The sequence below is a fragment of the Alteromonas sp. MMG017 genome, from assembly GCF_018100795.1.
In the GTDB taxonomy this organism is placed as follows: Bacteria; Pseudomonadota; Gammaproteobacteria; order Enterobacterales; family Alteromonadaceae; genus Alteromonas.
On record NZ_JAGJDY010000002.1, the window covers coordinates 51987 to 65009 of the forward strand.

General features: G+C 40.9%; 6 protein-coding genes. 3 read left to right on the top strand and 3 right to left on the bottom strand.

Features of this window, described 5'->3' with window-relative positions:
* Nucleotides 1-124: 124 nt before the first annotated feature.
* Complete coding sequence (locus tag J8L84_RS02635; RefSeq protein ID WP_211069343.1) at nt 125-1102, top strand: LacI family DNA-binding transcriptional regulator; 978 nt, start codon at nt 125-127, stop codon at nt 1100-1102.
* Nucleotides 1103-1340: 238 nt separating this feature from the next.
* Here J8L84_RS02635 and J8L84_RS02640 read toward each other — a convergent pair whose 3' ends face one another.
* From J8L84_RS02640 to J8L84_RS02650, 3 genes are all read right to left on the bottom strand, one after another.
* Nucleotides 1341-4256, bottom strand: a complete 2916-nt coding sequence (locus J8L84_RS02640; RefSeq protein WP_211069344.1) for a TonB-dependent receptor — start codon at nt 4254-4256, stop codon at nt 1341-1343.
* A gap of 323 nt (nt 4257-4579) precedes the next feature.
* Entirely contained in the window at nt 4580-7018 is a 2439-nt protein-coding gene (locus tag J8L84_RS02645) for a glycoside hydrolase family 42 (RefSeq protein ID WP_211069345.1), read from the bottom strand.
* A 235-nt stretch (nt 7019-7253) separates the two neighbouring features.
* The gene (locus tag J8L84_RS02650) at nt 7254-9242 is read right to left on the bottom strand and encodes a beta-L-arabinofuranosidase domain-containing protein (RefSeq protein WP_211069346.1); all 1989 of its coding nucleotides are present in this window, start codon (nt 9240-9242) and stop codon (nt 7254-7256) included.
* 370 nt (nt 9243-9612) lie between these two features.
* Here J8L84_RS02650 and J8L84_RS02655 point away from each other — a divergent pair, with 370 nt between their 5' ends.
* Nucleotides 9613-10050, top strand: coding sequence for a hypothetical protein (locus J8L84_RS02655; protein ID WP_211069347.1), 438 nt, complete (start codon nt 9613-9615; stop codon nt 10048-10050).
* 389 nt (nt 10051-10439) lie between these two features.
* Nucleotides 10440-12983, top strand: coding sequence for a right-handed parallel beta-helix repeat-containing protein (locus J8L84_RS02660; protein ID WP_211069348.1), 2544 nt, complete (start codon nt 10440-10442; stop codon nt 12981-12983).
* The last annotated feature ends 40 nt before the right edge of the window (nt 12984-13023 follow it).

Consider the following 13023-nt stretch of genomic DNA (forward strand, 5'->3'; position numbering starts at 1 on the left):
ACATACTATGTAAATAAAAATAATATGTTTTATTGTATGATGTGTCGTCATTAAACCTAATGAAGAGTGCCTGCACATAATGCGGCTTACAGGCACACTTAATTCGTAAGAAAGGAGGGAAAAGATGGTAGCTCAAACGGTTACGATTAAGGATATTGCTAAGCTGGCAAACGTTTCAATTGCCACTGTCTCTAGGGTTTTAAACCACAACGGTAAAGTAAAAAGTTCAACGAAAACTAAGATTCAGCGCGTAATTGATAAAATGAACTTCAAACCAAATGCCTATGCTAGGGATTTAGTGAGAAGTCGTGTTTCGTCTTTGGGCGTTATCTACCCACACTTTTCCTTTGATTGCCATGCGTTTATTGGCATAAGTCAGAAAAATACAGCAGCTCCACTTCCTGCTTTTATAGCGCAGACCGCCCATTCTGAACTCGAAGAAGGCGTATGTATTCAAAATATGAATGCAAGCTATTGTTCTGGCATTGTTTTATGTCAATCAAGAGCCACAACCCAAACATTAAATAGTTGGGCAAAAAAACTCCCCCATTTATTCTGTATTGACCGACAACTTACCTCTTCACCGTTTCAAAACGTAACTTTCAATCATTTAGAAGCCGGCGTTTTGCAAGCAACTGAAGCTCTTAAAAACGGCGGCAAATACGGAATTGTTATTCACTCAACTAAAATGGACCATGCCAGTTCGCAACGCTTTGCAGGCACAATAGGAAGATTAAGTGGAAGTAAGCACAACATAGAATTTGAGACATTCCATATAGACCTATGCAATATAGATAGCTCGATAGAATTAGTAATGAAACACGAAGCGCAATTTAAGCGCGCAGACTTTGTTATTGCTGAAAATGACTTTTCTGCATACGGTGTTGTTGAAGCGTTAAAAGCACTGGCAGTTAACATACCTCACGAAGTCACGGTTATTGGGTTTGGAAACCATATGATTTCCACAATAAGCTACCCTAAGCTGACCACCGTTCAGTATCCCTTTCACCAAATGCTACATGAAGTAGTACATCGAATTGAAAAACAGACTATTCAAACCAACCAGTTCCGCCCTACGCTTGTAAAGCGTCAAACAAGTTGAGCAGACATTTGCTACTGTAGCAACTTAACTTCTTGTTCTGTCTGCCCCTATTTTATCCGCACTTCCCGACCCACAATTATTGATGCAACCCTATGAAGCTGGCTCTCATGTTGCGTGATGGCCTTCATGATTTGTTCTTCACTGAAGGATTTGCTGAGCAATTCCGCTATCGCTCATCCGAAATAAAAAAAGCACCTCAATTGAGGTGCTTTATGTTACCACTTAAATATACGTTAGCTTAAAATATAGCTCTGGCACCAATGACATATCTTGCACCTGGATCTTCAATTCCACCAAATCGACTTTCAAATCTGCCCGAACGCTTAACAAAAGAGTTCGTTAAATTCGTAGCCTCTAAAAACACTTGATATTTTTCACTAACATTCCATGCCACGCGTGCATCTAGCTGGTCGAAATCTTCAGTAAAAATAGGCTCTGGACCTTGGCGGCCGCTAAAGAAACGGTCTCGATTATTATAAGCCAACCGTGCCTCGATTGTGCTGTCATCGTAGTAAAGCACAAAGTTTTGCGAATCACTAAGGCCTGGAAGCGCAACGGCAGCATCAATAAGCTCATTACCTACTTCATCGTCAGAGTTCACATAAGTTAAGTTTGCGCTAACACCAATATGCTGAAGTAGCCCTGGCAGATTATCGAATACATGCTGAAACGAAATCTCGATACCGTCAACCACAGTAGAGTTTAAGTTTCGTGGTCTATTAATATTTAAGAATATTGTATCGCCTTCAATATTGCTTCTATCCTCGGTAACTTCATCTAGTCGATTGCCCGCTGGAAGTGTTATCGCTTCTCGTTGCTCTTGCTGTGCGATAAACGCTGACACATCTTTTCTAAAGAAACCAACACTTACTGCAGAAGCTTCGTTGAAGTAGTATTCAATCGACAAGTCTATGTTGTCTGATACAAACGGGTCGAGATCTGGGTTACCTGATGACCCCGTTAAGTCAGAAAGTCGCAACTCTGGTGCCGTGTTAATGCCAGGGTTTAAGTCAGCCAAATTCGGACGGGTTAAAGATTTTGAATAAGAAGCTCTTAACACCCACTCATCCGTTACATTTAGTCTTGCAGCAACAGAAGGAAGAAACTCGTCGTAATCTTCTGTCTGCTTAATAAATTGAGCCGGTAATCGAGTACTCAACAATACGTCAGGTCTAGTTGGGTCGGGAAAGATAGTGGCAAACGGTTCAGCAAAAGCTTCTGATGTTGTTTCTGTTTTGGTGTACCGGAAACCTACATTAACCGTTAGCCCCATGTCAGCGACTTCACCGGTTAGCTTGGCATTAGCATAGGCAGCCATTGTTTTTTCACCAATAACGAAAGCGTTTCGTGGTACGTCTATTGCGTTGAATCCAACCCCTCCATCAGCGCGAGGATTTGAAGGGTCTAATCCTAACCGAATGGCACTCGTTCCTAACGGTAGGTTATTTAGGAGATCACGCTGAGCAAGTGCTGCGTCCGATTCCAAGTAGGCAATAACCTCTTCAGGATCGTAGGCTAAATATTGAGACGGTGCATTTAGGTTAATGCCGTCTAAGAAATTATCGTTGTTTCGTAGCGTAAATAATTCAGCAGGAAGTGGAATCTGACCTTGTAGATAGGCATTGTTAATACCATTACCACCACCTGGCGTACGCGCGTCTGAGCGGGACTTTTCTTGATCTGCGTAATACGCACCGAAAGTCACATTCTCAAGTACCCCTTTATCTAAATACCATTCAAAGTCGGTACGCAATTCTAAAATTTCATCGCTACTACCTTGTCCTTCTCGCGTACCGAACCATGAATACGTATCATTGGGATCAGGCGCGGTAATTTGATCGCCCACTACACGGTCTAAACTGTTAATTTGACCGTCACCATTAAGATCGCTGGTTGCCAGTTCAAATTCGTAATTAGTAAATAAAGGGGCGTCTAACCCTTGTGTATTATCATAGCGTTGCACCGCTTCTGGACCCGCTACTACGAAGAAAAAGTCATCTCCAGCAGAATCGTCCTCAGCTTCAGAATAAGACAAATCGACCGTAGCAATTAAGCTATCGCTAATATCCCACTCTAAATTAGCCCCTACCTGCCATACTTGCGAAACACGATTGTCTTCTACAGCAGCTTGAAATGGGCGACCAATTTGATCCCAAGCAACAAGCACATTGTTTTCGTCTGTAATGGCATTATTGTAGGTAGCACGTTCATTAAACATGAAGTTGTGAGTCGTTTGATTGGAAATATCAAATTGGCTAAACAAGCCGTCCATCGTTAACAAAGCCGTGTCAGAAAGTTGATATTGGAACACCCCTGTTAAACCAAGGCGTTCACGATCTTGAAACTGACGAGCGTATCGAATTTGCTGTTGATGAATATAGCGCCCTGCGCCGTTCCCTTCCCCATCAGCGAACAAAACAGAAGCCTGTTCTTCGTTAACTTCTGGCCCAACAAAAGGACCACTCGTCACAGCGTCTTGCGCCGATTTACGTTTTTGATAAGACAGCGAAACCAAAGCGCCCATTTTATTGTCATCAAACGTATTGCTATAAAGCCCGAAAAATTGTGGGGCTACATCGCCTGAGTTGTCTTCATAAACAGCACGTGTACTCAATACTGCTTTTTCTTCACCTATACTCAGTGGACGTTGAAGCTGTAAATCAATGGTTGAGCCTATGCCACCTGCTTGCAAATGAGAAGGAGCAGACTTATAAACATCAGCGCCCCCTATAAGTTCGGCTCCCAACAAGTCGAAACGAAAGTTTCTTCCTGCCGTATCAGTAGCCAAGCGTCGACCTTCGACTAAAACAGAGTTGAAACTAGGCCCGAACCCTCTAACGGTAACTTGTGCACCTTCGCCACCCGCTCTATCAATAGATACGCCAGGAATACGCTGCAACGACTCAGCTACATTGGTATCTGGGAACTTACCAATGTCTTCTGCAACTATGCTATCAAGCACTTCATCGCTGTTCTTTTTCTTGGCTAAGCTTTGGCTAAGGCTAGCCCGAATTCCTCTTACTTCAATAACTTCTACGCTACTGTCATTACCATCGACGCTTTGCGCGAAGCTCGTTCCAATGGAAAATGACTGTGCTACTGCTAACGCTATCGCCGTATTTTTCACGCCACTAACATATCTACTGTTTTTCATGATCTGTTCCACAAGCCTATATAAATTTCACTGTGTTTTTCACTTAGCGTATTCATGTTCTGATGGATGGTTTTAACACACTTTTTTAAGACGCACCCAAAGAAACATTAACAACCCTAAAAGATAATACAATTTTAAACATACTATGTTTGTATGATCAATATAAATTTAACACTAAATAAACATGAATTTAAATTAAGGTTTATAAGAGGAGAACAATAAGAGCTTGAAAAGAGAAGAAAAACGTAACACATCACAAAGTGATGTGCTTGTTAAGCGGTAGATGTAAAACAAAAGGTGCCCACTAGGGGCACCATTTTTAATTAGTTAATCCATTCCACCTCTAATAAAAGTACTTCTTCAGAAGCCAGTACAAACGAGGGTGACACTTCATTACCGGTCATCAAATTAGTTACTTTCAGGCTTCCCCCATTTCTGTGTGAAAGCAAGACATTTACTGGTTCATGTCCAACACTTAAAAGGTTAACAAGATATTTGCTTCCCTCAGTATGCGCTACACGAGTAATGGTGGTTTTGTGTGATAGCGGGCTTTTTATATCAAATTTGATATCAGGCAAGCTAGTGGGGTTAACTTGCTCGAGCGCAGCAGATTGTAGCGTGCTAATGCCACTATCTGGCGCCAAGAGTTTAAGATTCCCCTTCCCAGGCGTAAGTGCTTTAGTGCGCTTCTGACCGTATTCGTTGAACATCAACGACTTGGCATCAACTACCACCGAACCACCGGCATTTAAATACGCTTGCAACGCATTAAACTCGCTATCGGTTACATGGGGGGTGTTGTAAATTACTATGGTATCCCAAAGCGTATTATCCTGCTTCTTGATGATATTTTCGGTGGCGTAACCTAAAGGGAAACCTTCAAAAAACATAGATTTATACAGTTGTCCTTGCTTGGTCATATAATCTTCGACATTAATTGCTGACGTTTCAGAATAAAATAGGCGAATGGGCCTAGACTGCTTACGCAGCGCTATTATTTCTTCAGAGAACGAGTTCATGTCGAACATCACTTGCGTGACTTCGTTGGCAACATGAGGCTGCATATTATTTGAACCGGCAAACGCGCCTGCAAGTCCAGGGTCGAAGAAATTGAGTTCGCCTTCTAGACGGTCTTCTGGTGAACCATCTGGATCACGCATCCAGAACCAGCCCATATTGGCGTCCATACCTTGAAGTGTTGCTAACCAATAAACGTTACGCACGTAGCTTACCCGTGGTTCCATAATCTTCCACTGACCTGAAGACAAGAAGTGCGACTCGGAATTAACGTTAATTTTATGAGGCGATACCGACTCGGTAAAATCGTGGATCATACTCATACCGTCCCACTTGTAGGTATATTTTTCCCACCAATCAGACGAAATGTGCGGGCGAATACTTGGGCTTCCCAACGCTTTTGCATCATGCCCAATCATAGTAGTAAGTTCAGTTAAGGCTTCTATATCGATGCCATGAGAACGCGAGTCTTCATAAAAAGTACGTGGGAAAATTTTTATATGGGTATCAGCTTCTGGATTAACCGCATGCAGTTCGTCTTGCATAAAGGTAAACCACGACGTAGCGCGGTACATGTTATAGCGGTTCCAATCAAACCAGATTGGCTTTCCGCGTAAATCAGCATTAATAGGAATTTCAATATTTACGTCTGCAAAACTATTAAAACTAGTGCCCCAGTTTTCATTTAGCTGGCTTAAATTATTACTATATTTCTTTTTCAACCAACCTTGAAATTCAGCTAACGTATAAGATGATATCTCTTGCATCTCTTCATAGTTACCCGTCCAATGCCCAGATTCTGAATACCAGTGCGGCTCGTTTGCTAAAACAAACCCTAATTCAATAACCTTTTTGTTTTTTGTTACCTCTGCCGCTTTACGAAGTATTTTACTCCAGACGTCACGGGCAAGTGGATTATCTAAATCGAACCCTTGGAAAAGCGAACGCCCCTTTCTTATTTCTGGTTCTTTGGCTTCTACCCATTCTGGTATTCCCATTAACCATGCCACCAAATAGCCGATATTATCGTTGGGTATTTCTGTTAACTCTTTAAGCAAATCTTCATCAAACGAACCATCTTCTTTTACCAAAAATGAATTGATAGCACGGTCGTGATCTACCGGATACAAATTTTCTCCACCATGGTACAACGCACCTAAGTAATCGTTGTAAACATCTGGTTGTCCGAGAGGCTGCCCTACAGACTTTGAAAAATAATCATATAAAAATATAGGTTTACCATTACTAACAAACATATCGTCAGCCGCTTTGGTATCTTGCCAATCTACCTTTACCACAGGCCGACGCGTAATTTCATTGCGAAGTACTTTGCCCAGCTGCTCAATAGCCGAATCAACAATATCGATAACCTTGCGACGTTCAAAATCGGGAAGGTCAGCAGCAAGTTTCTTTTTATTCGGAGCAAAGTGCCGTTCGTAACCAAACGCGGCTTCTATAGCGTCAGGGTTGGCTTGGTCCCAGTTTGCAAATTTTAAAAATTGGTTGGCAAACCAAACCACTGCTTCTTCGCGCGTAACATCAATGTTTTTAGACTTGGCTTGGTCCATCATAGTTTCAAGAGCGTCTATTTTGCTACGCGCTGTTATTTCTAACTTGCTAGCATTAGTTAACCGCTTTATTTGCGCAGTCTTTGGTGACATGTTTTCAACATTTTCTACTTGCGTGCACGCGGCACCAATCATCATAAGCGGTGCCAATGCGGCAACCTTGAATTGGCGTTTCATGGTTCAGTTCCTAATGTAAGTACACATTGCTATTTGTTATTAACGTTAATATTAGTAGCTATGCGCATCTGATTATCTATTTTTTAACATACCATTAATACTACATAAGCAAACATCATATGTATAGTCTTATCACGTAATTTTCACTACTAATAACGCGTTCTTTTCCAGATAACAGAAAACAAAAAGCCCGCTGAATAAGCGGGCTCAATTTTCACGTTTAGCGATTGCCTTATTACTGCCAAATCACAGGCATAAATACACTCATCTCAGCTTCACCTCTATTACTCCATGCAAAGTAAGGTACAAACTGCGCTGAATATTTATTAAATTCCGGTTGTGTTATATCACGATACATTTCGTTAGAAGCAGCTTTCGTAGTATCTGTGCGCAACATCACATCAGCATGAACTGTTGTTACACCACCTAACAACGAAGCCTGTTTCTGCGCGGTGAATGGTGCGTTACTTGGAAGATATACATCAGTAATGTTAACTGATTCAGGCAAGTCAGGAGACTCAACACAATAAACTATGGGGCCGCGTTTTACCGCAACTTGATTACGTACTTCTTCAATACGATTATGGCCTTCAATTAATTTAATGTGCATGGGCATGTTTAGCTCTATGGTATCGCCCGCTTTCCATTCCCGTGAAATAGTGGCAAATTCACCTGCAACTAGCGGTATATCGATAGCGTTGCCATTTATTTTAAGGCTATTGTCTTTAGACCACTCAGGAATACGTAACATAATATCAAACGCGTCTGCTTTGCATGAATCTACGGTAATGTTTACTAGCCCTTCCCATGGGTATTCGGTGCTTTGCGTTAGTTTTAACGTTGAACCATCAAGCAGCGTTGTTTCTAGCTTATTGCCACCATACAAGTTTACCGAAATTCCATTTTGGGCAAGGTTGTATGCCCATAGAGAAGATTTAGCAACCGTACGAACAAGATTTGGTGGGCAACAAAAGCAGAAAAGGTAAGGCTCCCGATCGGGTGATTCCGTATTCATGTTTTCATAATCACGCGCACCAATTATTTTACGAAGCGGATTCGCGTAGTAATACTTAGTTCCACAAACACTAATACCAGACATCATAGAGTTATGAAGTACAAGCTCCATTATATCTGCGTACTTAGACTCGCCATGAATACCCAATAACCGTTGGCTAAACATTGCATTACAGATGTTTGCACAGGTTTCATTGTAGGCGGTTAAATTGGGCATCATGTATTCGTCTATAAAGCCTTCTTCAATCATATCTCTACGCGGCGACGCGCCATAGTGAGTTTGCCCCACAGCGCCAGTTGCATACATCTTTTTCTGCGTTACGTTTTCCCATAATCGGTCTAGCGCATCAATTAGCGCTTTTTCGCCGGTTTCAGCATACACGTCGGCAGCACCAGCGTAGTAATAGAGCGCTAATACTGCATGACCAGCCGCCTCGGTTTCTTCACGAAGTGGCACACGTTCTTGAACCATATCCCCAATGGGGTAACCAACAGTTGTTGAGTCGTGAACCATTTCCGACTGACCACGGTTATTAATGAATTGCTCAGCTAGTTCGAGATAATCCTTATTTCCTACCGTGCGGTAAAGTTCAACCAATCCCATTATTTGAGTTTGGTTGAAACCAAATCTGCGAAGTTCTGGAGGATTAGGGCCGAACTTAGCCACTAAAAGATCGGCATTCTTCAAGGCAATATCTAGAAAGTTTGTTTTACCCGTCATGCGGTAATGAATACACCCAGCCGTATAAAGGTGACCACAGTTATACATTTCGTGGTACTTACGATTAGAAAAGTGTTCAATACCATTAATTTGGATATAGGCGTGAAGGTAACCATCGTCTTCTTGTGCTTTTGCAATAATGTCTATAATTTCGTCGATTTCTTGCAAGAGCTTTTGGTCGTTATTTAAACCATACATGTAACACGCGGCTTCCATCCATTTGAAGAAATCAGCATCGTGCCAATATTCGCCATTGAATGAGCCATTGTAGTCACCGGTCACAATTTTAAAATTGTTTAGTGCATGACCAACCTCTCCGGTTAACAGACTGCCCATATAGGGGATCATAGACTCTTCACATAACTTCGTTTTCTCGGCCCAGAATCCGTCAGTCCATTTGCAATCCCCCATAGAAATAGGCTTGAGCTTTACATTAGGGCTTTTAGACGTATCAACTTCTGTTTTGTTGTGAGTAAACTTTTCTGGCATGGACAACACCTCATTACCGATAACTAAATTAATCTTTAAATAAACGGCACGGCTATACAGTTAAAATAACCGCTGCTGAAAACAATTTATTTGTACCTTTTGGTTCGATTTAGTGCGTAGTTAAGGAGCTTATATGCTTGCATCACCCAACGCACAATTGCGATCAATGTAAACATATGATGTTTAATAATTCAAGAAATATTAACAACTACACTAAACAAATATGAGACGGCAGAATTGTATTAATTCAGCGCGATTTGAATAAACATGTAGTACAAATTTCAACCAGGGCAGCACCACTTACACCCTAGCCAACCAAGGCATTTACAACGCTTTTGAGGATGACTTCTTTCCTGAAGAGCACATTGAGATGTATAACGGCCCCGACTACGACGGCGGCCCAATTGGCGATGGTGAATCTTTTGGCGATTTTGCGAGAATTTCAGAGAAAACCTCGGCAGGCGAAACCATTTCAACTTACAACTTAAGCATTTATTTCTTTGACTTAATTAATGACTTTTTGGTGTTTAGTGAAGAAACTGAACTATTCGACAAACAACCCGACTTCTCGCAGCCCTTTTCGTGGATTGACCTAGACGTCACTGATGATAACCAGAAAGGTAGCGGCACCCTTCGCGTAAGAGAGAGCTTTTACCCTGCCGCTGGCGGCTTCGAACGCAATATTGATTCCACACTAGGTTTTACATTGGCTAGTGTTAATGCAGTTAGGGTGAGTTCGCCAAGTACTTGGATGATTATGATCATTTTTTGTGGTTTGCTTATAAGAAAACGCATGACTCTTAAATAAAACATTTATAAATTCAATTAGTAGTTCGAACACACCTCTCTCTCGCAAGTTTCGGGTAGTGCGACAGTTTGAAAACTTTAGCTGGAGTCAGGTGTGCATGTCGCCCGTCTGGATGATGAAGCCATCATTTTTGCGCATCCTGAGTGTTAATTTCCCACCTTATCAGATGTAATTTTTGGTAGAACCAGCCTTAGATAATGCTAATGCATAAAAAAGAAAAATAATAAAATAGTTATATAAAAACGAAGTTAGCAATTTTTTTGTTCCGACTAATCGCTTGTGTAGTTTAAATCGTATTACTAGACTATAAGTCTCTTCCGTAAAAATACGTTTATTCGCGCCAGAACACACGTGTTTTTTCTTTTTCGACTCAGCCTAAGGATTTTCTCATGGAATCCCTTTCTATGCGTTACAGACAGTTATTCTCTTTATTTATTATAGCGTTGGTGGTGGTACTAGCATCTTGCTCAGTGTCGAATCCCCCTCAAAAAAGTAACTCCGTTAACAACCAATTGGGAGCGGTAATTCAAGCTCACCTTGCTGCGAGCAAAGCGAGTAATGAAACCGACTTAACTACTGCCCTATCAAGAATGAAGATGTCGAAGTCGGCTAAAGTAATTATCTCGAAACACAACGATAATATTATTCACTTATATAAAACAGGAACATTATTGCTAGTTGTACAGAACAAATATCGGGGAAATGAAATTTCAGAGAAATTGGCTTATACGGATGATACACCTTCGTCAATTTCAACCCTTGTTTCTTTGTTCCCAATAGATGCGTATAGAATTCTGACTTACGCGAGTGCAAAGAACCTAATTGACGAAAGTAGCCTGTTAGCAATCGCGGTTGAAAATAAACTAGACCCAACAATTGTATTGGATGCTTCTGCCACAGGCATGGAAAATAGTGCCACCCCACTTATACACTCAGTTGGCCTAGTAATTTACGGGCAAGACGAGGATAGTACGAGTGAAGTAAAATACAGAAAAGTTGGCAATAATAAATGGCTTCCAGCATTAGAGCTTGCATGGGAGCCGATATACGGTGCACTTTCAGGAAGCATTGTACATCTAGAGCCAGATACCCAATATGAGGTTGAAATCTTAGTAACTGATTACCACGACACTAAAAAACAGTACTTTTTCGATTTTAAAACGCGCCCTAATTCTCCCCCGATAGATCCTGAGAAAATTTATTACCTTTCTGAAATATACAACGGAGGTCAATTAGATTTAGAAGCACTAAATATACACGGCGATGAAAACGGTTACGCAAAAATTATTGGTGACGGTCCGGTTATAACTGCTTCTGACGAGTTCCTGTCGGCTGTAAACATCGGCTCCCAAGCTTACATTATGCTTGAAAATCTCACTATTAAAGGTGGGCAAAGATATGGGGTTTACTCAGATAAAACTCATCATATATGGATCAAAGGTTGTGACATATCTGAGTATGGAAATGTAGCAAATGATTATAGAGGTGGTATTGGTTATAAGTCTGTCGAAAGCACTTCACCTATTAATTACGACTCAGGAATTTACTTAGAAAAAACAGGGGTATCAGTAATTGAAGACTGCATTATTGAGAACCCAAATGGTAAAGCGAATCACTGGGGCTTTGGCCACCCCAAAGGGCCAAATGCTCTACAGATTTACGCATACCACCCAGAAGAAGTTTACCGTGGACAGATAATTGTAAGAAATAACCGCTTCTTCGGCACCGACTCAAACAGGTTCAATGACGTAATTGAAGGTCGAAAAAATGCATATAGAACTGGTGGGTTTGTACGTGACTCCGCTATATATGGGAATTATTTAGCGTACGCAAATGATGATCTGATTGAAATAGATGGCGGCCAACGGAATGTATTAGTTTATGAAAATGAGATGACACAGGGCTATGTTGGCATAAGTATTGCTCCTAATATGTTAGGACCGAGCTATGTTTTTCACAACTACATACATGACTTGGGCGATGAAACTGGTAAAGAATGGGCAGCCATAAAAGCAGGAGGGTTGCTGTCAAAGCCAGCCGGAAAAACATATATACTTGAAAACTATATTATTACAGATAGAAACGGGATAGCGGCCTCAAGCGTGAGCAGCGACAGGACCTTTTGGGTAGAAGCGACCAATAATATAATAATCAATAGATTATTTAATAATGCTGTTGGACTTGGGATTTTCGATAAAGAAAAATCACCCCTGTCGCAATTTACAAACAATGTTATCTTTAATACCAAAATAGGTAGACCAAACTTAGATGTAGCGTCCGATAGCTTACTTACCCACCCATTAACTACCGACACGGTCTTTAATTACGGGCTGAAAAATGAGCCGAGCATCGTACTGCCTATCTCTGATTCACATTTGGTGCCTAACTTTAGTCGATTATCGGATAATAATTCAACTGGCACGCCGCTTGCCTTTAATATTGAAATTAAAGAAGAACAGCTTTCGTCATTTGATAACCAAACTCAATATGGCAATGTAGATGTAGAGAATGAATCTAGTATCAGACTCAGTGGGAATATTTGGTATAAGCTCCCGTTTGAATATGTTATCGAAGATGACACTATATTGTCTTTAAATTATGAGATTATCGGTGAAGCTGAAATTGTTGGTATTGCACTAGAAACAAATAATTCACTTACCGCATCCAAAGTTATTAGACTTAGTGGTTCACAACAATATGGAAATAATCTGACTCAATTAGTTGGGTACGATAACTACGGGGAAATTACTATAGAAGCTGGTAAATACCATTCAGGGAAAATCAACTATATCGTGTTTATATTGGATAACGATATAGAACAAGAAAAGAATAACAGCTCGGTTACATTCTCAGAGTTGAGAATAAGTAAAAAAATTGTTGGTATGAATTATACCGATGAAGGCAAAGATATCGTAATCGGGTTAACTAACTAGATAAAATTTAAATAAAAGCAATGCACTTAAAGGTAAAGCA

Excerpts from the sequence above, each read along its gene's own strand:
- J8L84_RS02635 (WP_211069343.1), top strand. The coding sequence starts at position 125 with ATGGTAGCTCAAACGGTTACGATTAAGGATATTGCTAAGCTGGCAAAC.
- J8L84_RS02640 (WP_211069344.1), bottom strand. The coding sequence starts at position 4,256 with ATGAAAAACAGTAGATATGTTAGTGGCGTGAAAAATACGGCGATAGCG.
- J8L84_RS02645 (WP_211069345.1), bottom strand. The coding sequence starts at position 7,018 with ATGAAACGCCAATTCAAGGTTGCCGCATTGGCACCGCTTATGATGATT.
- J8L84_RS02650 (WP_211069346.1), bottom strand. The coding sequence starts at position 9,242 with ATGCCAGAAAAGTTTACTCACAACAAAACAGAAGTTGATACGTCTAAA.
- J8L84_RS02655 (WP_211069347.1), top strand. The coding sequence starts at position 9,613 with ATGTATAACGGCCCCGACTACGACGGCGGCCCAATTGGCGATGGTGAA.
- J8L84_RS02660 (WP_211069348.1), top strand. The coding sequence starts at position 10,440 with ATGGAATCCCTTTCTATGCGTTACAGACAGTTATTCTCTTTATTTATT.